This window comes from Arcanobacterium hippocoleae (assembly GCF_040360365.1).
In the GTDB taxonomy this organism is placed as follows: Bacteria; Actinomycetota; Actinomycetes; order Actinomycetales; family Actinomycetaceae; genus Arcanobacterium_A; species Arcanobacterium_A hippocoleae_A.
The window spans coordinates 501,752-520,953 of the sequence record NZ_CP136412.1 but is presented as its reverse complement, the minus strand read 5'-3'; the positions used below and the strand labels follow the sequence as shown (position 1 = coordinate 520,953).

General features: G+C 48.3%; 18 protein-coding genes and 6 pseudogenes. 15 read left to right on the top strand and 9 right to left on the bottom strand.

All coding sequences use genetic code 11. The features are described 5' to 3' along the window. The first annotated feature begins 6 nt into the window (after window positions 1-6). The 3 genes and pseudogenes from RQN30_RS02725 (at window position 7) to miaA (ending at window position 3,270) form a co-directional block, all read left to right on the top strand. A complete protein-coding gene (locus tag RQN30_RS02725; RefSeq protein WP_353061154.1) occupies window positions 7-600 on the top strand; it encodes a regulatory protein RecX in 594 nt (197 codons plus the stop codon). A 176-nt stretch (window positions 601-776) separates the two neighbouring features. Next, window positions 777-2,315 (top strand): tRNA (N6-isopentenyl adenosine(37)-C2)-methylthiotransferase MiaB, encoded by a 1,539-nt coding sequence (gene miaB / locus RQN30_RS02720; protein WP_353061153.1) that lies wholly within the window; start codon window positions 777-779, stop codon window positions 2,313-2,315. 8 nt (window positions 2,316-2,323) lie between these two features. Further along, window positions 2,324-3,270: pseudogene (miaA, locus tag RQN30_RS02715) on the top strand (tRNA (adenosine(37)-N6)-dimethylallyltransferase MiaA). Between the two features lie 321 nt (window positions 3,271-3,591). On the opposite strand, the gene RQN30_RS02710 reads toward miaA, so the two are convergent. Then, a complete protein-coding gene (locus tag RQN30_RS02710; protein ID WP_353061152.1) occupies window positions 3,592-4,206 on the bottom strand; it encodes a class I SAM-dependent methyltransferase in 615 nt (204 codons plus the stop codon). A gap of 350 nt (window positions 4,207-4,556) precedes the next feature. On the opposite strand from RQN30_RS02710, the gene hflX reads away from it, so the two are divergent. Genes hflX through RQN30_RS02695 form a run of 3 tightly spaced genes read left to right on the top strand, consistent with a single transcriptional unit; the run spans window position 4,557 to window position 8,072 of the window. Beyond that, complete coding sequence (hflX, locus tag RQN30_RS02705) at window positions 4,557-6,014, top strand: GTPase HflX (protein WP_353061746.1); 1,458 nt, start codon at window positions 4,557-4,559, stop codon at window positions 6,012-6,014. Continuing rightward, window positions 6,007-6,447: a DEAD/DEAH box helicase gene (locus RQN30_RS02700; protein WP_353061151.1), complete on the top strand. Its 441-nt coding sequence runs from the start codon at window positions 6,007-6,009 to the stop codon at window positions 6,445-6,447. The genes hflX and RQN30_RS02700 overlap by 8 nt, the downstream gene beginning before the upstream one ends. After that, window positions 6,441-8,072 carry an ATP-dependent DNA helicase gene (locus RQN30_RS02695; RefSeq protein ID WP_353061150.1) on the top strand — a complete coding sequence of 544 codons (1,632 nt, stop codon included), beginning with the start codon at window positions 6,441-6,443 and terminating at the stop codon, window positions 8,070-8,072. The genes RQN30_RS02700 and RQN30_RS02695 overlap by 7 nt, the downstream gene beginning before the upstream one ends. 26 nt (window positions 8,073-8,098) lie before the next feature. Here the strand turns inward: RQN30_RS02695 and lexA are convergent. After that, window positions 8,099-8,787 (bottom strand): annotated as a pseudogene (gene lexA / locus RQN30_RS02690) (transcriptional repressor LexA). Window positions 8,788-9,129: 342 nt separating this feature from the next. On the opposite strand from lexA, the gene RQN30_RS02685 reads away from it, so the two are divergent. The 3 genes from RQN30_RS02685 (at window position 9,130) to RQN30_RS12470 (ending at window position 10,313) form a co-directional block, all read left to right on the top strand. Beyond that, on the top strand, window positions 9,130-9,696 hold the full coding sequence (locus RQN30_RS02685) for a hypothetical protein (RefSeq protein WP_353061149.1): 567 nt from the start codon (window positions 9,130-9,132) through the stop codon (window positions 9,694-9,696). 99 nt (window positions 9,697-9,795) lie between these two features. After that, the gene (locus RQN30_RS12475; RefSeq protein WP_491608687.1) at window positions 9,796-10,128 is read left to right on the top strand and encodes an NrdR family transcriptional regulator; all 333 of its coding nucleotides are present in this window, start codon (window positions 9,796-9,798) and stop codon (window positions 10,126-10,128) included. Continuing rightward, window positions 10,050-10,313, top strand: coding sequence for an ATP cone domain-containing protein (locus RQN30_RS12470; RefSeq protein ID WP_491608711.1), 264 nt, complete (start codon window positions 10,050-10,052; stop codon window positions 10,311-10,313). The genes RQN30_RS12475 and RQN30_RS12470 overlap by 79 nt, the downstream gene beginning before the upstream one ends. Before the next feature lie 267 nt (window positions 10,314-10,580). On the opposite strand, the gene RQN30_RS02675 is transcribed toward RQN30_RS12470, so the two are convergent. The 7 genes and pseudogenes from RQN30_RS02675 to RQN30_RS12465 form a co-directional block, all read right to left on the bottom strand. Beyond that, window positions 10,581-11,291, bottom strand: coding sequence for a class I adenylate-forming enzyme family protein (locus tag RQN30_RS02675; RefSeq protein WP_353061148.1), 711 nt, complete (start codon window positions 11,289-11,291; stop codon window positions 10,581-10,583). Beyond that, window positions 11,198-11,812: pseudogene (locus RQN30_RS02670) on the bottom strand (AMP-binding protein); the annotation flags it as partial. The pseudogene RQN30_RS02670 and the gene RQN30_RS02675, both read right to left, overlap by 94 nt. A 32-nt stretch (window positions 11,813-11,844) precedes the next feature. Further along, window positions 11,845-12,519, bottom strand: coding sequence for an AMP-binding protein (locus RQN30_RS02665; protein WP_353061745.1), 675 nt, complete (start codon window positions 12,517-12,519; stop codon window positions 11,845-11,847). A gap of 268 nt (window positions 12,520-12,787) precedes the next feature. After that, window positions 12,788-12,970: pseudogene (locus tag RQN30_RS02660) on the bottom strand (hypothetical protein); the annotation flags it as partial. Between the two features lie 147 nt (window positions 12,971-13,117). Then, the gene (locus RQN30_RS02655) at window positions 13,118-13,927 is read right to left on the bottom strand and encodes a UvrD-helicase domain-containing protein (protein ID WP_353061147.1); all 810 of its coding nucleotides are present in this window, start codon (window positions 13,925-13,927) and stop codon (window positions 13,118-13,120) included. Window positions 13,928-13,989: 62 nt separating this feature from the next. Further along, a complete protein-coding gene (locus RQN30_RS02650) occupies window positions 13,990-14,541 on the bottom strand; it encodes an AAA family ATPase (protein WP_353061146.1) in 552 nt (183 codons plus the stop codon). Continuing rightward, a pseudogene (locus tag RQN30_RS12465) lies at window positions 14,538-15,091 on the bottom strand (hypothetical protein). Before RQN30_RS12465 ends, RQN30_RS02650 begins: the two are co-directional and overlap by 4 nt. Before the next feature lie 321 nt (window positions 15,092-15,412). Between RQN30_RS12465 and RQN30_RS02635 the strand changes: the two are divergent. The 6 genes and pseudogenes from RQN30_RS02635 (at window position 15,413) to mraZ (ending at window position 19,150) form a co-directional block, all read left to right on the top strand. Then, window positions 15,413-15,604: a hypothetical protein gene (locus RQN30_RS02635; RefSeq protein WP_353061143.1), complete on the top strand. Its 192-nt coding sequence runs from the start codon at window positions 15,413-15,415 to the stop codon at window positions 15,602-15,604. Further along, a complete protein-coding gene (locus RQN30_RS02630) occupies window positions 15,601-16,545 on the top strand; it encodes a PAC2 family protein (protein WP_353061142.1) in 945 nt (314 codons plus the stop codon). The genes RQN30_RS02635 and RQN30_RS02630 overlap by 4 nt, the downstream gene beginning before the upstream one ends. A 255-nt stretch (window positions 16,546-16,800) precedes the next feature. Further along, window positions 16,801-17,463, top strand: a pseudogene (locus tag RQN30_RS02625) (Y-family DNA polymerase); the annotation flags it as partial. A 77-nt stretch (window positions 17,464-17,540) separates the two neighbouring features. After that, window positions 17,541-17,957 (top strand): DinB/UmuC family translesion DNA polymerase, encoded by a 417-nt coding sequence (locus RQN30_RS02620; protein ID WP_353061744.1) that lies wholly within the window; start codon window positions 17,541-17,543, stop codon window positions 17,955-17,957. A gap of 76 nt (window positions 17,958-18,033) precedes the next feature. Continuing rightward, complete coding sequence (locus tag RQN30_RS02615; protein WP_353061141.1) at window positions 18,034-18,432, top strand: DUF3040 domain-containing protein; 399 nt, start codon at window positions 18,034-18,036, stop codon at window positions 18,430-18,432. 286 nt (window positions 18,433-18,718) lie between these two features. After that, window positions 18,719-19,150 carry a division/cell wall cluster transcriptional repressor MraZ gene (mraZ, locus tag RQN30_RS02610; protein WP_353061140.1) on the top strand — a complete coding sequence of 144 codons (432 nt, stop codon included), beginning with the start codon at window positions 18,719-18,721 and terminating at the stop codon, window positions 19,148-19,150. The last annotated feature ends 52 nt before the right edge of the window (window positions 19,151-19,202 follow it).

Below are 19,202 nucleotides of genomic sequence, written 5' to 3'. Positions count from 1 at the left end.
TGACAGATGGTTGATTATTCAGAAGATGCAGATTTTTCACGGCAAAAGAAGCCGAAGAAATATCTTTCATGGGATGAACAGCAGCAACAGCGCAGAAAGCGAAATTCCCAGCGCACTGATGAACAGTGGCGGGCATTTGCACGTGACGTCGTATATCGCCAGCTGGGAATAGCCGAACGCAGTGAATATCAGTTATTGCAGACTCTGCAGCAGCGAGATGTGCCGACGGAAATTGCCCGGGAAACTCTTGCGAAATTCATTTCAGCTGGTTTAGTTGATGATTCGCGATTCGCGCAAATGTATGTTCGTTCAGTATTTCACGCAAAGAGTATCTCGGTGCGGAATCTTAAACTTGAACTAAAGAAACGCGGTATTAGCGATGAGATTATTGAAAAGGCTTTGCAGCAGATTGATGCAGACTGCGAACTGCAATCCGCAATTGACTATGCCGCGCGGAAAATTCAGCGAATGCAGGGGATGGAACAAGAGGTAATCCGGCGAAGACTCTATGGGCAATTGGCACGGCGCGGATTCGCACCGGGGCAAGTGCGGAAAGCTCTGAATACTGCCTTTGCTGAGATTGCTCCAGATCGCGATTAGGATACGGCATGCGAACAAATATCGCAAAGTACTGCTGTTTTCGTGCAGTTATCGGCTTTCTATCAGCCGTAACTGAGAAATGCACCTGGAATGTGATGAATTAAAATCATTGTGATTTCGATGAAATAGCAGCTGCAAAAAGCGTTTTCCAATGTCATAAAGTTAGACTTACGAAGATGGATACTCGAAAATTACCAAAAACATACGCTGTTAAGACTCTCGGCTGCCAGATGAACGCGCACGATTCAGAGCGCCTTGCTGGACTGCTTGATGCAGCAGGTTATCTGCCGGTAGAACTTGTTCCTGCAGCTGAGCTGCGCGCTACTGATGCTGGAGATCAAGGTGCTGATGTGCTAGTGGTAAATACGTGTTCAGTGCGTGAAAATGCGGCAACAAAGCTTTTTGGAAACCTCGGGCAGCTTGCTGAAGTTAAACGTGAACGCCCGAATTTTCAAATCGCTGTTGCTGGTTGTCTCGCACAGCAATTGCGTGAAGGGATCGTCGAAAAAGCTCCTTGGGTTGATGTAGTGCTCGGCACGCATAATCTCGATGTGCTTCCAACACTTCTTGAGCGTGCACGTCACAATAAAAAAGCCGCAGTTGAAATTGAAGAATCCCTAAAAGTTTTTCCATCCACACTTCCGACACATCGTGAATCTACTTACGCTGCCTGGGTATCGATTGCAGTTGGATGCAATAACACCTGTACTTTCTGCATTGTTCCGCATTTACGCGGAAAAGAAGAAGACCGTCGGCCTGGGGAAATTCTTCAGGAAATCGAAGCTGTTGTCGCACAGGGCGCAATCGAAGTGACATTGCTTGGTCAAAACGTAAACTCATATGGCGTATCATTCGGGGACCGCGGAGCATTCGCAAAGCTCCTGCGGGCTGCCGGTGAAATTAACGGCCTTGAGAGAGTCCGTTTTACATCCCCGCACCCAGCCGCATTCACTGACGATGTAATTGATGCAATGGCACAGACACCCAATGCGATGCCGTCTTTGCATATGCCGCTGCAGTCGGGTTCCGACACTATTTTGAAAGCAATGCGCCGATCATATCGGTCGAAGAAATTCCTTGGTATTTTACAGCGTGTGCGCGAACAGATTCCGCATGCTGCAATTACCACCGATATTATTGTTGGATTCCCTGGCGAAACAGAAGAAGATTTCCAAGCAACACTTGATGTAGTAGAAGCTTCCCGTTTTTCATCGGCGTTTACATTTTTATACTCACCGCGCCCCGGCACACCGGCTGCAATGATGGAAAACCAAATTCCGGCAGAGGTTGCGAGTGAACGTTTTAACCGGTTAATTGAACTGCAAAAACGGATTTCGACTGAAGAAAATCAAAAACTTATTGGTTCGACGGTGGAAGTACTGGTTGCCGCAGGCGAAGGCCGAAAAGACGATATTACTGAGCGAATATCCGGGCGCGCAGAAGACAACCGTCTGGTGCATGCGGCGCTTCCAGCTAATCTCAAAGACCGGCCGCGCCCTGGAGATATCGTCACCTGTGAAGTTACGCATGGAGCTCCATCCTATCTGCTTGCAGATTCCGGTATTCAAGGCGGCAAGTTTGCAATTCGCCGCACCCGTGCCGGTGATGCTTGGGAAAATGCGCAAAATCGGAAAGCCGAACTTTTACGTGAAGCAAACGGTGAAGCGCCGGTAAAACTTGGAATGCCTACTATTGCAAAACGTCCTGGAATCTAAGGATAAATTTGGCTGAGTACAATTCACCGATTTATTGCATTGTTGGAGCGACTGCAAGCGGAAAAACTGCACTTTCGATTGCGCTCGCCCAAGCATTAGGCGGTCCGTCAGCAGCGGAAATAATCTCTGCTGATGCGATGCAGCTTTACCGCGGTATGGATATCGGTACCGCAAAAATTACCAATGCAGAAAAATGCGGAATTCTCCACCATCAAATTGATGTACTTGACATTAAAGATGAAGCTTCCGTCGCCAAATATCAAGAGCTCGCCCGCAATGATTTAGAAAAAATCTGCGAGCGCGGCAAGACGCCAATTATCGTCGGCGGATCAGGGCTGTATATTTCAGCGCTCATCGATAAGTTAGACTTTCCCGGCACCGACGAAACAATTCGCAGCGAACTAAATCAGATTTGGGAAACATCCGGACTTGAACCGCTAATTGCTGAGCTTTTCAGAAAAGATCCAATTACTGCTGAAACGATTAACCTTGCAAATCCGCGGCGCGTGATTCGTGCACTTGAAGTTGTTCGGCTCACGGGAAAATCTTATACGCCAGTATTCCCGCGGCATACTTCACATTATTCAAACGTGGTGCAAATCGGTGTAAATACAGCGAAAGAAATTCTGCATCAGCGTATCTTTGCACGTGCGCAGAAAATGTTTGCAAATGGTTTACTTGAAGAAACACAGACACTGATTACGCAAGGACTGCGCGATGCGGCAACCGCAAAAAAGCTACCGGATATGCGCAAAGCATTGCAGTTATCGACGGTGAATTGAGCTGCGAAGAAGCGATTGCGAATACTGCATTTTCCACCCGGAGATTGGCAAAGAAACAGCGGACTTGGTTTGGAGCAGATCCGCGAATTACCTGGTATGAATTATCTGGTTTAACCGCAGAAAGTAATCGTACGCAAATAAATCAGATTATTGAACAGGTAATTGCGAAATAAAATTCCGGATCCAGCCGCAGCAGTTTGTTTTGTATCTGCCGAAGAGAAAAATCTCTTAATCCGCAGCACTGGAACTGTTTGCGATCCGGTCCAGCCGGATAACTTTTCCCCAGCAGGCGGCAAACGCGGGCTGGGGTTTTCACCGGCGGAAACTCTCGTGTTTGCACCGGTCACGGGCTTGCAGTAACGACGGAATCTCCGTCGGAAAACAAAACCTGATTTTACCGCCGGCTGTGTAACCTGTGCAGATTCGGCTGCTAGTTACGTAAATGGGTGCCGAAATCTGCAAACATGTTTTCTGCCGACAGCCATTCGGTGCGTTTAGCAGCAGCGGACTTCAATTACACGGAAACCTTTTGCTGATCCGATTTTTTCGGCGATGTATCCTTGACTTTTTAACCATTTGCTTAGCGAATCAGCACCAAGATTCTTCTGGACAACAAAATATGCTGTTCCATTCGGTGCAAGCAGCGAGAGCCATCGCAGCAGCAGCTGATGCAGTTCTGCTTTCCCGATACGAATGGGCGGATTTGACCAAATCAGATCGAGTCTCGTTCCATCCTGCATAAAACGTGCCGCAAGTTCCGGCTCGCAAACCACTTCGCCTTTTAAACCGGCAGCTGCGAGATTCATTTTACAAAGTTCTAAGGCCCGTTCGTTCACATCTACAGCAAAAAGGTCTGCTTGGGGGTAAGCGGTTCCTAACGCGAGAGAAATTGGTCCCCAGCCGCACCCAAGATCAAGTACTTTTGGAAACTCCGGGAGCGTCGTAAGCGGAACTTTCCGTAAAAATACAGCTGTTCCTTTGTCGATACCGTCATGTGAAAACACACCAGGCATCGTTGTGACCTGATATTCGCGGTCGCGAATTAAAATATTGACAGACTTCTCGATTGCTGGAGATTGTGTTTCAGCTGAAAAATAGTGTTCGCTCATAACACAAAGAATACCTGCTGAAATAAATTTCATGCGAACTAAAATCCGAATCCGGACTAACTCCGATTTAAATTCATTCAGATTTTAAACTCACCGCAGCGGACGGAAATTTGCGCTGCGAAATCGGATTTAGTTTTGCTGCAGGAATAATATTAGACAAAAACTCTTCCTGCCGCGTTGGGAATACCGCCGATAACATGAGATAATTTCGGAAGACATAAGGAGCCGTAATTATTAACGAAAACGAAAAATTTCCCAAAAACTTTCAGCAAAAAGAAGGGTTGGAAGCTGCAGCTGCGCCGGAACAAGCTCTGCTTGCATCAAATGAGTTTTCTGAAACTCCCGCACAGATGCAAATCCATCATCCTGAGGTGCACAGCCGCCGCGGAACTGCGCTGCAAGCTGATCCAACCTATGACGGTTCGTGGGCAGGAGATTCATTCGAGCGTGATGTGCGCTCATCGATGCGGCGCGTGGTTGATATCGCCTCCCGCCGTGATGAGCAAGTGGATGTCGAGTACCGCCAGCTGCGTCTTGAAAAAGTAGTACTTGCCGGTCTCTGGACCGACGGAACCTACGCGGCTGCAGCTGATTCTTTGCGTGAACTTTCCGCACTTGCGCAAACTGCCGGATCACAGGTAATGGACGGTGTAATTCAGCATCGCCAATTACCTGACCGCGCAACATATTTAGGTAAAGGAAAAGCAAAAGAGCTTGCCGAAATTGTGCAAAATACCGGTGCAGATACTGTGATTGTTGATTCTGAACTTGCTCCTTCGCAGCGGCGTGCGCTTGAAGATATCGTTAATGTGAAAGTGATTGATCGCACCGCGCTGATTCTCGATATTTTCGCCCAGCATGCAAAATCACGGGAAGGTAAAGCACAAGTTGAACTGGCACAGCTTGAATACTTGCTTCCGCGTTTACGAGGTTGGGGCGAATCAATGTCGCGGCAAGCCGGCGGACGTGTTGCTGGCGGTGCTGGTATTGGCTCGCGAGGTCCGGGTGAAACGAAGATTGAACTTGATCGCCGTCGGATTCGAACACGGATGGCGAAACTGCGCAATGATATTGCAAAAATGGCTCCGGCACGCGAAACGCAGCGTTCATCGCGCAAACGGCATCAGATTCCATCAGTAGTGGTGGTCGGATACACGAATGCCGGGAAATCTTCGCTGCTGAACGTGCTTACAGATGCGGGAGTCCTAGTGGAAAACGCACTATTTGCAACTCTTGACCCGACGGTTCGCCGTGCAAAAACCAGTGATGACCGTGAATATACAATCACAGATACCGTCGGTTTTGTGCGTCTGCTGCCAACGCAGCTGGTAGAAGCATTTCGTTCTACACTGGAAGAAGCGGGTGCGGCAGATTTACTTTTGCATGTTGTGGATGCTTCGCACCATGATCCGGTCGGGCAGGTGAAAGCAGTCCGCGAAGTACTGCGTGATGTTCCAGGCGCTTTGGAAGTTCCGGAACTGATTGTGCTTTCAAAACTTGATCTTGCAGATCCGGTAGATACAGCGGTATTGCGTACACGTTATCCAAACTCGGTCGGTGTATCTGCGGTAACTGGTGAAGGAATCGATCTGCTGCGGGAACGGATTGCGCAATTGCTGCCGCATCCGAATATTCGAATTGATGTGCTGCTTCCGTATCGCCGCGGAGATTTAGTCTCGAAGATTCATGCGGAAGGCGAGGTATTAAGCGAAGAATTTACTGCCGACGGAACACGGCTTGTTGCGCTCGTACCGGAGCATTTGCAAAAGCTAGTGTCTGCTGCTTTAGGAAACAGCAGACATGAATGAATCCAGCGACTTGCAGGAAACAAATTCCCAGGGTGCCCCGGCTGCGGAATCCGATGCGGATTCAGATGCTGTTGCGAGCGAAATAGCTGGCGGGAAGAATGGATTTAGTTCGAACTCAGAGATTGCGAAGCTGCTGGAAAAGGTTGTTTCGCAAATCGGCGGGAGTGCACGCACCGGTCAAATTGAGATGGCGCAGCGGGTGAGCAGCGCCATTGAAAATATGGGACATCTAATGGTGCAGGCTGGTACCGGTACCGGTAAGTCTTTCGGATATCTTGTGCCGGCGATGCTTTATGCGGCAAAAACCGGCGGAAGAGTGATTATCTCAACAGCCACCATTGCATTGCAGCGGCAAATCATTATGCAGGATGCCCCATTAGTAGCGGCACAAGTGAAAAAGAAACAGGCCGAAAGCCGAAAACGGCATTGCTGAAAGGCTGGAACAATTACGCTTGTTTACGAAAAGTTACCGGCGGTTATCCGGAAGAAGACGCATTAATTTCACGTGCCGAAGGTGAATTTGGGGCGACGGCAACTGGCGAAGACGTGCTGCGTGCACGTCAATGGGCATTAGAATCAGATACTGGCGATCGTGACGACTTATTACCCGGGGTTAGCGAACGCGCGTGGCGGCAAGTTTCTTTACCGAAAAACGAATGCATTGGGGAGAAATGCCCGCTGCGGAGTTCATGTTTTCCGCTTCTTGCCCGGAATCGAGCGTTGGAAGCCGATATTGTGGTGACTAATCATGCAATGATCGGTGTGGAAGCAGGAGCGAATTCAGTTCTGCCGGAAGCCGATGTCTATATTATTGATGAAGCGCATGAACTTGTGGGGCGGGTTACCAGTCAGCTTTCTGTATCGTTTAATAAATTTGATCTTGTTTCTTTAGCCCGGCAAATCCGTCGTGCTGGGCTTGACGATGCAGAGTTTGATGAAAGCGCTGCTGAATTTGCCGATGTAATGAATCTGTTGGGGGAACGGCGGATTACGGAGCTGCCTGAAGAACTTGCACAGGCTTTTGTTCGCTTGCTTGGCCGTACGCAGCAAGCAGCACAGCAGATTCGCGATCTGAGTCCGCGCGATACAGAAATTGCGGTGACAAAACAAATTTTGCGCTCGCGGGTAAATGAAATTCAGGATTTATGCCAGCTGGTTTTAGGTGATGCAATCAGTACCGGCCGGCTTGTCGCATGGATTTCGCTTTCATATGACGGAGTTGCTTCGTTTAACGGTGCGCCATTAGATGTTGCGGGTGATATTGCGAACCGCGTATTTGCACAGCGCTGCGTGGTACTTACTTCGGCAACACTCAAACTCGGCGGTACTTTTGATTCGATGGCGCACAGTGTGGGATTTATGTTCCCGGATCAACCGAAATGGGAGGGAGTTGATGTTGGGTCTCCATTTTCTCCGCAGCAGCAGGGGATTCTTTATCTCCCGAGGTATCTTCCGCCGCCGAGACGCGACGGTTATGGAACGGAGCAGCTTGCGGAAATGGTGCAGCTGCTTCAAGCTTCCAGAGGAGGCGCGTTATGTTTGTTTACTTCGCGTGCAGGAGTTGAAAGAGCTGCTGAGTATCTAAGAAAGCATGTAGATGTGCCAATTCTGTGTCAGGGAGATGATCCGCTGCCGGCGTTGATTCGGGAATTTAGTGCAGATTCTGCTGCCTGTTTACTTGGCACGCTTTCACTTTGGCAAGGTGTGGATGTGCCGGGTTTGACTAATCGGCTGGTGATTATTGACCGGATTCCGTTTCCGCGTCCAGATGATCCGCTTTCTGCGGCGAGAGCTGAAGCTGTAACAAGACGCGGCGGGAATGGTTTTATGGAGGTTTCTGCTGCACATGCCGGCTTGCTGCTAGCGCAAGGAGCTGGCCGATTATTGCGGCGGGTTACTGACCGCGGAGTGGTTGCGGTGCTTGATAGCCGGCTGCTTACAAAAAGTTACGGCAGATTTTTATTACGGTCAATGCCGCGGCTGTGGATGACAGATGATTCGCAGATCGTGTGTGCGGCATTGAGCCGTCTTGCAGCACAAGCAGAAACGGCGGAATGAGTTTATAGAGTTTTGATAGCGGTTGGTTAGAGCGAACGGAGAACTGTGACAACTTTTCCGAGAATCTTCGATTCGTCACCTGGGATTGGCTGGTACATCGTATTTTGCGGGAGCAGCCAGACATGGCCGTTTAGCTTCTGGAAAGTTTTTACGGTAGCTTCACCATCAATCATTGCGGCTACTATTTCCCCATTTTCGGCAATATTTTGCTGCCGTATTACTACCCAATCACCATCGCAGATTGCTGCGTCAATCATTGAATCTCCTTGAACTTGGAGCATGAAGAGGACGCCATTGCCGGTGAGCCGGCGCGGAAGCGGGAAGATATCTTCGATTTGCTGTTCGGCGGTGATCGGCATGCCGGCAGCAATTTTTCCAACTAGGGGAACATCTATTGTGTTCTCTGAATCGCTGAAGTATTTATCGTGCAATAGGTGTGCTGCGTTGTTTTCGTTGTGTGCGGCTGTTTTCGGTTCGGAAAAAGAATCCGCGCCGATACTTTTGCAGTTTTGCTTTCGGGAATGTATTCTTTTGCGAAATCAGTACCGGCCTGAGTGATTTCAATGGTGCGCGGGCGGCGTGGGTCGCGTGCAATTAATCCGGCTTTTTCAATCGCATCAAGTTGATATTTTACTGATGAAGGTGAAGCGAGTCCGACTGCTGCACCGATTTCACGAATTGTAGGCGGGAATCCATGAGAGTCGATACCCAGCATGATTACGCAAAATATTTTCAGCTGCCGTTCGGTAAGCGCATGTTGTTTTGATGGGCTGTTTATCGGATTCTCATTCATCTCGGATAGCTCGTTCCTTCGGAAAAAATTTTGCGGAATTGCTGCAACACGCCGTAAGAGAGATTTTTCGCTGATATTGTGCTGTTTTTATCGAAAAGCAAGAAAATTTCGCTGGTGGGGCATGTTTTACTTTCTTCGTAATAAGAATAACGGGATTTGAAAAAACTTCCAAACGTTTGTTCGAGTTGTTTTAGAACACATGTTCTTTACAAACGGATCTGCGGTAAGTATACTTAGAACAGATGTTCGAGATAGGAGATTGAGATGGATACGTTTAATCCGGTTCAGGTAGTTGGGAATACAGCTGTTAAATTGAACCATTCTCGTTTTCATGCGCACAGTGATTCCGGAGCGGTTTCTGAGTCGAATGGTGCTGTCAAAAAGGCGCGTTATAACCATTTGCGTGCTGTCGATTCGCAAAGACTCGTTGGAAATGCGAATCGGAATTTTCAAATTGTGCGCCCGGATCGGCCGAATTCTCAAGAAAATCGCTCGAAAATCCGGATGCGTGAGAATGTATCGGCGCAGCTTCGTCTCGTACCGAATTCTCGTGATGAAGTCACAAAGAATATTGCAGGTGCAGTGAAAAAACCGGCAGTTTCTTCGGTAATAGTGCATGGCGGAAGTTCTTTCCGTCCGCATTACGGTTCTAAAAATGTCGGAATTTCTCCTGTACGAATGCGGCAAAAGGGTATTTTATCGGCACCGCGGCAGATTTCAGCAGCGGCGGCTTTTCCAAATTCTTTTGGTGAAGTTCTCACTAAAGCCATTTTTCTGGCGTTTTCACTTGTTTTTTATTTATCGCTTTCGGTATTGGAGTGTCAATTGTGAGTATGGTTGATTCAACTAGTGCCGATATCGCTGTAATTGGCGGAATGAGCGCAAAAGAAATGCTGATTTTGTAAAAAATATTGAAATTTTCATTTTTCGATGGGAAGGAAAATGAGTATTTCCGCTTTGCAACTTGCACTCTGCGCTTCGCATCGGTATTTTGAGCGTATGCATTGCCCATTTTGTCATCACCCAGATTCGCGCGTAGTTGATACGCGGTCAAGCGACGACGGCACTACAATTCGCCGTCGTCGGGAGTGTCCCGAATGTAAACGGCGTTTCACAACATCAGAGACAGCCTCATTGACAGTTGTGAAACGTTCCGGAGCAACAGAACCTTTTAGTCGGGAAAAATTATTGTCGGAGTCGGAAAGGCGTGTCAAGGGCGTCCAGTCACCGCAGACCAGCTTGCAATCTTGGCGCAAAAAGTAGAGGAGCGGATTCGTGCTACTGGTCAATCTCAGATAGACGCATACGATGTTGGTATGGCAATTCTGAATCCGTTACGAGAACTCGATCAGATTGCTTACCTGCGGTTCGCCTCGGTTTACTCCAATTTCGAAACTCTCGAGGATTTTGAAGCAGAAATTGCACGTTTACGGAACAATCTTGACTAATCGTAGTTCCGCACGTTACTGCTCTCAGCTGTCCTGTGCATAAAACAAGTGCGCGGAGAGATAGCAGCGAAGCAGTATCCGCTGTTTTGTTTATCCGCTTTCAGGTTATGCGCCGGCGTGAAATAGTGTGCAATAATGCAGCAGCGAGTTATTCCGATTCAGGCTCTTCAGCTAGTTCTGCTGGGCTATGGTCGAAATGGACTTCATTTCTGGAGGGATTTTGTTCAGTTGCTTCCGGTTCAGCCGTCCGCAGCGGTGTATTTTCTTTCAGCCAGCTAACGAAACCTTCAACTGAAATCCCTTTATGCTGTGCTTCGCGTTCAGTGTCGATTTCGGTTGAGTCTGGTTTCCGTTCACTGTTCCACCAGTTCTTAAAAGTTCTAATTGCGGAGCATTGCTTTCAGTCCATGCACGCCATTCTTCCGCAGTGCTATTTGTTTTTTCTTTCAGTGCTTGGAGGTATGCTTCAAAATTTTGTGCAGCATTATTTGACGCTGCGCTAATCTTTTTCCGCCACTGGCCGGAAACGAGTTCAAAATTTTCGAGCTGTTCTTTTACACTCTTCCGAAGAACTTTACCGATTTGCGAGCGCGGTAATTCGTCAAGAATTGCAATTGACTTCGGCATTGCGTAATGAGAGAGGCGTGATTCGGTCCATTGGCGAACTTGTTCAAGTGTTACATTTGCACCCGGTTCGAGGACAAGTGCAGCCACTACAGTTTCTCCCAGCGTGTCATTCGGCATCCCGATAACTGCGACGTCAGTAACACCTTCAATCTCACGTACTACTTTTTCCACTTCCGACGGGTAAACATTAAAACCGCCGTTGATAATCATTTCTTTCCGACGGTCTGCCATTACCAGGAAACCGTCGTCCCACTTTGCTAAATCGCCAGTGCGGAGCCAGCCGTCGTAAAATGCGGCAGCAGTTTCTGATTCGTTTTCGTAGTATCCCTGAAATACTTGCGGTCCGCGCACAAGAATTTCACCAACTTCCCCTCATCCAATTCCTGACTTGGGTCTTCCGGGTTTACGACTTTTATCTCGGTTGATGGAATCGGCAGACCAAGTGTTGAGGGGCGCCGTGAAGGGGAAAGCGGGGAACCGGCGATAAGCGGACTCGCTTCGGTCATACCATATCCTTCGATAAGGTAGCCTCCAGTTAATTTTTCCCATTCTGCAGCCAATTTGGGATCGAGCGGCATTGCGCCGCTGCAGCTGTAACGCATTGAACTCATATCGATTCCGCTGCGTTTTTTAACTGTATCTAGGATTCGCTGGAACATGGGCGGTACTCCGGCAAAAAATGTGATCGGATGCCGTTTATGGCCCGCAAGAATAATGTCTACGTCAAAAGTTGGCGCCATTACTTGGGTTGCGGCAAAATCGACGCACACTACCAGTGATAATTCAAAACCGAATGCGTGGAAGAAAGGTAAAACTGCACCAACTGTTTCTCCTCCGCGCGTAAAATCGCGTAACCATGCTTTCACCTGCGCTGAGTTTGTGGTGAGATTGCGGTGCGTAAGCGCTACTGATTTCGGGGTGCCGGTGGTGCCCCTGTCTGGATTAAGATTGCAATATCGTCAGCGGTGCCGTGATTGATTGAGCTGAGGTTCATTGGGACAGCGTGGGAAACCTGGTTATCCCACGAGTGTACGCCTGGCGGAACTTTTCCGCGCAGTTTCGCGCGTTGGGTTTTTGCTGCTTTGAATGGCAGCTTCAGCAGTATTTGTGATTTTTTGGGCAGAGCTTTTGTGAGATTTACGGCAAGATATGTGTGCCCGTGCAGTGATCCGTCTTTTGTGATTCGTTCAATTGTCTGTTCCCAAGCGATTATGACGGTTGAACCGACGCGGGTAATTTGCTCATGGAGCTGTGCGGCCGGAGCCAGCGGGTTGTGTTCTGAGGCGATTGCACCCAGAGCAGTGATTGCATAGACTGCCACATAGTGCTGCGGACAGTTGGGCAAAACGACGGAAACGACGTCTCCTTTTCTTACACCGCACATAGTTAATGCGGTGGCGGCACGTTTAATATCGAGCAGTACTTCAGAATATGTGAATTCACGCCCGAGAAAGTCAATTGCCACATGGTTGGGAAAATCGGCAGCAGCTTTTTCAAAAACTTCACCAAGTGTTGCATTGACGGGATCAATCGTCTTCGGCACACCTGGAACATAGTGTTTATACGCGCGATCCATCATTTTGCTCAAGGGAATCTCCAAACTCGATTTTGGGATACTATTTTTATTTCGCGGTTGTACCGAATCGGGCACGAACTCTGCGAATAAAACGTAAGTAAATACTAGCAGCGGAACTTACGGACGCGAAATAAATTGCGAATTATTGCGGCGGGAAATTCCAACTTTGCTGCGGCGGCATCTAGCCGCGAGATACTTAAGATGTTTACATTGTTTTATCTTATCGCCAATCTTTTCATCCGATCTTTAATCTGGATGTGTTCTGCATAATTTACTGATTCCGGTCTGCTGCGCGATTGCAGAGCACAGTATTTGCGGCCGGTGTATCAGATGTAAAACGAATTACATGCATTGATTTTGTGGCGCGAGTCATCGCTACATACAGGTCGCCATTACCGCTTTGTGAAATTTGTTCCGGATTAATTAAAATGACGGAATCAAATTCGAGACCTTTGAATCTCGTGCATCAATTACATTGATCTGATTTTTTCGAATGAATCGCACAAGGCGGTTTCGCTTTGGATGAGCTGCTGGATTGACTCAATGGACGCAGTTGGTGCGATTATCGCCAATGTGCCGTATCCCTTACCGTAATCTGCGGTTAATGCATTGATTTTTGTGCAGTTAATGTGATGATTTCGCGGGAAAATTCTTTTATATCTACTGTGTTTTCCTGATATGAACCTGCGATATCGCGGACAGCTTTTACACCGGAAACTGTTACGCCAAGACGTTTCATTGTTTCTGCCGCAGTGTCGAGAATTGAACGCGGTGTGCGGTAGCTGATTGTTAGGTGCTCGATACGCATATCGGCAGCGAGTTTTCCGAGAGCTTTTTCCCATCCGCCGTGAGGTGCGCCGGTACGGCGCTGATCTAAATCACCGACGATTGTCATTGATCGGCGCGGATTGCGCCGCGATATCATTCTCCACTGCATCGGGGTGAGCTCTTGGGCTTCATCAATAACAATATGTGCATATGTCCATGTCCGGTCATTAATTGCGCGTTCTGCAAGCGGAACAGAAATTCCTGAATTATTTAACCGATTTTGGATCAGGTCGGTATTTACAATTCCTGCTCCGAGATTCATGGCATTCATTGTCTGTGAAACATATGTATTCAGATTTGTCGAGCTTGACTCATTTTCCAGCCGAATCGCGCGCTGTAAATCACTTTCGAACGGACCGAGGTGTTCTGCAAGTTCATCCAGCAATGCGATATCTGCTTCGCTGAAACCGGATCCTTTTTCCCGCCAGAGTGTTTCTCGTTCTGTCGGAGTTAATTCCGGTGCAACGGAAGCGAGTATTTCTTTCCATTTGAAAATGTGTTCGAGCAGCCATTGCGGGGAAGCAGGGAGCCAATGCAGGTTTATCGCACGGCGAATTTCCGGATGGGAAGCAATATCATGCACAATCCAGTCGTCGCTGGATAAGTCGACTTCGCGTGCTGCGGCAAGTCGGGATGCAAGTAAATCTACAAGCTGGCGTGCGTATTTTTCACGGGCTTCGTTATGTGTTTTTCCAAGGCGGCGGGCACGGGTTTGTGCTGCCGATACGTCTGCTGGAGTGAGTTGAATCTTTTTCCGGAAATGTGGAATGTGATTGGATTGTGAAGCGGTTTTTCAAGGATTTGCCGCACTGCGCGTTTGGCAATCTTTTCCCAGATTAGCCGGCTCTTAATTTCGGCTGCTTCTGCGTTATCTTTAACTGTTGGGGTTACGCCGGGAAAAAGTTCGTGAATTGTGCAGGCAACTACTTCAGATTCTCCTAGTGAAGGAAGTACTTGGTCGATATATTGTAAAAATCTTTTTGATGGCCCAATTATTAGTACGCCGCTGTGTGCGAAATTCTTGCGGTAAGTGTAAAGCAAATATGCGGCGCGGTGCAGTGCGACGGCAGTTTTGCCAGTTCCTGGACCGCCTTGCACTACGAGTACCCCTTTTGCCTGGTCGCGGATGATTCGATCCTGCTCGGCTTGAATAGTAGCAACGATATCGCTCATTTTTCCGTCACGCGCTTTGTTCATTGCGGCAAAAGCGCACCTTCACCCGTGAGGTTGAGGTCTGAATCTTTGATTTCACTGGCTGCAAGGAATTCGTCTTCAACATTTGTCACTTTTCGGAAACGAGTTTGAATGTGGCGGCGGCGGATTACCCCGAGACGGTGTGAGGATGTAGCTTGATAGAATGGTTCGGATTGCGGAGCGCGCCAATCGGTGAGCATGATTTTTTGATTGGCGTCACGCAGAGTTATCCGTCCGACATGAATTGTATTTTCGGTATCAAAATCGAGCCGGCCGAGAACGAGTCGGGTTTCAACGTTTTTAGGCGGGCTAAGTTATCTTCATAGTGCGTGGCGAAAGAATCGCGCTCAGAACGTGCTCCGGGAGTTCCGCTTGCTCCGATACTGCGGGTGCTGCGAAGTTTTTCTTCGTAATAGGCAGTTTGCTGATCGAGATTTTGATATGCGCAATCGAGAAATTCTTGCTCTGCGGAGAGTGCATTTTGATATGCACTGTTATTTTCAACCGGATTTTTTCCATCGATTTTCTCCTTGCTCCGCGCATGTAAATGCATTTTTGGGTGCAAATAAATTCCTTAAAAAGCCGACTTACCATTATTCCGTATTATTGCCAGGATGTCAGTACTCTTTTTGCTTGAGAAGTTTCACATCCGCGAGTATGGCAGACTGTGCGATAGTTTTTGTTTCTCTGAGCAAGGTAAATGCGTTGAAAAGTGCAGTTTCTTATTGCTGCAGCTGCAGAAAATGCTTTTGTTAACGTTCAATTTTCCTTTCTGGTCTGGAAGAAACGGATAGACTGAGAGGTACGCGTTATAATTTAGACGCAGTTTTAATGAAATGAGTGCAGCAGATTCGCGAGAGCGGAAGGGGCGGGAATGATTCAATATGAGAATACGCGCGATAATTTATCGGCAAAATATCTCCTGGTTAACCCGCTGGATATGCTTACTTCTGCTGGGAATGTAACGCAAGCAATTGATGCGGCTATCGTTGATTTAGATTCCGTTCGGATTGCTTCGTTCCCGGCAGATGAGCTTTTGATTTTCGTGCGCAAAGGCCAATTGTGACGTATCAGGACGGGGTGATTGAGTCTTTAGTTCAGCCGGAGCTGCGTTTGAGTTTGGTGACAGATATTGTGGGTGAAAACTTTCTCTATCTTTCCGGTCAAGAACCGGATTACCGGTGGGAGACTATCACCGCAGATTTGCTTGATGTTGTGCAAAGATTCCATGTGGATGAAGTGATTACTTTTTCGGCGATGCCGGCTGCAATTCCGCATACCCGCCAGGCTGATATGCTGATGCGTTCGACTAAGCTGAAAGATGGCGTAAAATATGTGCACGGCCGTGCTGTTCATCCCGGTGCGCTTACTGATTTATTTGAATATTATGCAGCTAAGCAGGAAGTTTCGGTGACTAATATTCGGGTGCGTGTTCCTTTTTATCTTGCGCAGCTTGGGGAACCGTTTCTTGCCGGAGCGCTTGCGGCAATTCGGATGACGGCAAATCTTGGCGGACCGCGGCTTCCGCTTGGTGATTTGGAACAGCATGAGGATCGTGTTAATTCTGCATATCGTGAACTTCTCGAAAAGAGTCCAGATTTGGCAGAGCTGATTACGGCGCTTGAAAATGAGTACGACGTAAATCCGAGTGAGCAAGCTTTTGCTACTACCACAGATGAATTGCTGCAGGTTCCAAGTGTGGATGAGATTGGTCTGGCGGCAGAGAAATTTCTGGCGGCGCACGGCGGAAATTCGCTTGCAGGCGTGATAGAACCTGCCGGTGATGATGCGCATTCGAAGCAGAAGCGTTGGCGCGGCGGGAAACTTTTTGGACGTGATTTCCCGTTGCTTGGTGCGAAACGAAGTGAAGAGCCGGTCTCGAGTGAAGCTGATCAAAATCAGCAGCATGATGGTCGGGTTAAAGAAACAGGCGATAGTAATCCGGCCGAGAAAAAGACGGAAATTCAAAAGAATCTGCGGCAAGCGCTGCGGCGGAGCTGCGGATGAAAAATCGGCGTGGCCGGCATCATTTCTAAAAGTGTGCATATTTGGAGAGTTTTCGGTTTGCAGCTGCAGAAACGAACATATTCCAGTCTGGATATAGCTTGAAACTGTTGCAGCAGGAACTGAATTTAAGATATGTGAAAATCCTGGCGGTTTATTTGGTGAAGGCGGTGGCGGGTGTCGCGTGGGCTGCGGGTTTCGAGTGTGAAACGAGATTGGGGCAGTGATGATTCCGCTGCGCCGATTTTGCATGTTGATATGGATGCATTTTTTGTCTCGGTGGAATTGCTTGAACGCCCTGATTTGCGCGGAAAGCCGGTGGCGGTAGGCGGAGTGGAGCACGGGGTTTTGTCTGCTGCTTCTTATGAGGCTCGGGCATTTGGGGTTAATTCTGCGATGCCGGTAGCTGCGGCGAAAAGGCTTTGTCCGGAGCTGATTTTGCTTCCTGTTGATATGCAGAAGTATCGGTGTGTTTCGCGAAAAATTATGGATATTTTTGCGGAAGTTACGCCGTGTGTCGAACAAATTTCAGTCGATGAAGCGTTTCTTGATGTGGGCGGTGCGCGAAAACTTTTTGGTTCGCCAACTGAAATTGCCCGTCTTTTACGACGGCGGATTCGTGATGAAGTGGGTGTGCCGGCTTCGATTGGGATTGCAAATACAAAGCATCTTGCGAAGCTTGCTTCAACTCATGCGAAACCAGATGGAATATTGCTTGTTCCGGCTGATAAATCTCAAGATTTTCTCAATATGCTGCCGATTGGTGCGCTTTGGGGAGTGGGGGAGAAAATTGCGCGGCGGTTACAAGACCGCGGTGTGGATACGGTGCGTGATGTGCTTGTGCTTGGTTTATCTCGGCTGCAGTCGCTTGTCGGTTCGGCGATGGGAGAGAAGATTTATGCTTTAGCCACAAATCAAGATTCGCGGAGTGTGCAGAGTCCGGCTGCGGAAAAGTCGATTAGCCGGGAGCAGACCTTTTTGATTTTCTTGTATCTCCGGTGCAAGCTCATCAGGTGCTTCTTTCGCAATCGCATGAGATTGCTCAGCGGCTGCGTTTTGCGGGTTTTCGTGCACGGACGATTGCGGTTAAGATTCGTACTGGAAAGTTTGAAACAATTACTCGTTCGCGCACGCTTAGTGTGCCGACTGAACTTGGCAGTGAGATATATCGGGAAGCATTGCGGCTTTTCAGCAAGGGGAGTTTTCCAGATAGCGGGATTCGGCTTTTGGGTGTGCGGGCGGATAATTTACAAAGTGCCCAAGGTGAAGTTCAGGGAGTGCTTGGTGCGGATCAGCGCAGTGAAAATGCAGAGCGTGCAATTGATGCAGTGAAGCAAAGATATGGAGCGCAGGCGCTTAGTTTTGCTGCGCTGTGCCGTGCTGATGATGTCCGGGAGAATTATTCTTCAAGCTAGTCTGCGGGTGAACTATCTGAAATAAACTGGATAGGATATCCTGAAGATATCCTTTACCCCGAATGAGGAGAGATTTATGGCTCTTTCAGATTATGAACGTCAAATGCTTGCGGATCTCGAGTCGCAGCTGAACGGTGAAGATGTGAGATTTACTGAGACTCTAGCTGCGGAGAGCGGTGCGCCGATGCGTTGGGCCGTTTCTGCAAAGAATCTTATCTTTGGATTGATTATGGCTGTGGTTGGTCTTGCTGTAGTGATGGGCGGGGTAGCTTTAGAAATTGTTCCCGTCGGTGTGCTTGGCGTGATTGTGGTGTTTGCCGGATTCTGGTATATCAGTGCCGGTATTGTGAAAAAACCCGGCGGGGGCGGCTCGCTGCATCTTAACTCGAAACCCAAGGGCGGAGGGCAGGGCGACTTTATGCAGCGCCAAGCGGAAGAATGGCTGAAGCGAATGCGGGAAGGCAATCGGCATTGATTTCCGATTTTTGGAATTGCTGATTGTGCGGAGTGCCTTTGGGATTTTTCGTGTGAAACACTGTTTTTGTCCATAACTTTTGAACTGAAGCTAAAAATAGGTTCGGATTGAGTATTTTCTTTCTCAATCCGAGCCTATTTTGCGTTTAGGGAAAAAGTCTCATAATTTCCTCCACCAGCTTTTTGGCTGTAATTCAGGAAAATAAGCGTTTAATAAAGTGATTTTAGCTTGCAAGTGGCGCAAAGTGGAGTAAAGTGGGGTATATCGGTTATGAAAGGGGAGTGCTGTGTTTCTTGGTACGTATGAGCCAAAGCTCGACGAGAAAGGACGCATCATTCTTCCTGCCAAATTTCGTGATCAATTAGCTGGTGGTTTGGTTATCACCCGCGGTCAAGAACGGTGTTTATACGTGTTTCCGACGGCAGCATTCGCGGATGTACTGGCGAAGCTGCAGCAGGCTCCAATGACCTCGAAAGAAGCACGTGCATACACGCGAATTTTCCTCTCGGGTGCTAATGATCAAATTCCAGATAAGCAGGGTCGGGTTACTGTACCGGCTTTGCTCCGTTCTTATGCGGATTTGCACAAAGATTTGGTTGTAATCGGTACAGGTGATCGCGTTGAAATTTGGGATCAGGCAGCATGGAATACATACCTGAGTTCGAATGAAGATGAGTTTGCCGATCGCGAAGACGAACTAGTGCCCGGAGTGTTCTAGAGCTGAACTCGAATCAGCATATTAATGCGTGTGTTGTCTGCCGCTGACTTGC

Excerpts from the sequence above, each read along its gene's own strand:
- RQN30_RS02725 (WP_353061154.1), top strand. The coding sequence starts at position 7 with ATGGTTGATTATTCAGAAGATGCAGATTTTTCACGGCAAAAGAAGCCG.
- miaB (WP_353061153.1), top strand. The coding sequence starts at position 777 with ATGGATACTCGAAAATTACCAAAAACATACGCTGTTAAGACTCTCGGC.
- RQN30_RS02710 (WP_353061152.1), bottom strand. The coding sequence starts at position 4,206 with ATGAGCGAACACTATTTTTCAGCTGAAACACAATCTCCAGCAATCGAG.
- hflX (WP_353061746.1), top strand. The coding sequence starts at position 4,557 with ATGCAAATCCATCATCCTGAGGTGCACAGCCGCCGCGGAACTGCGCTG.
- RQN30_RS02700 (WP_353061151.1), top strand. The coding sequence starts at position 6,007 with ATGAATGAATCCAGCGACTTGCAGGAAACAAATTCCCAGGGTGCCCCG.
- RQN30_RS02685 (WP_353061149.1), top strand. The coding sequence starts at position 9,130 with ATGGATACGTTTAATCCGGTTCAGGTAGTTGGGAATACAGCTGTTAAA.
- RQN30_RS12475 (WP_491608687.1), top strand. The coding sequence starts at position 9,796 with ATGGGAAGGAAAATGAGTATTTCCGCTTTGCAACTTGCACTCTGCGCT.
- RQN30_RS02665 (WP_353061745.1), bottom strand. The coding sequence starts at position 12,519 with ATGATGGATCGCGCGTATAAACACTATGTTCCAGGTGTGCCGAAGACG.
- RQN30_RS02650 (WP_353061146.1), bottom strand. The coding sequence starts at position 14,541 with ATGAACAAAGCGCGTGACGGAAAAATGAGCGATATCGTTGCTACTATT.
- RQN30_RS02635 (WP_353061143.1), top strand. The coding sequence starts at position 15,413 with ATGATTCAATATGAGAATACGCGCGATAATTTATCGGCAAAATATCTC.
- RQN30_RS02615 (WP_353061141.1), top strand. The coding sequence starts at position 18,034 with ATGGCTCTTTCAGATTATGAACGTCAAATGCTTGCGGATCTCGAGTCG.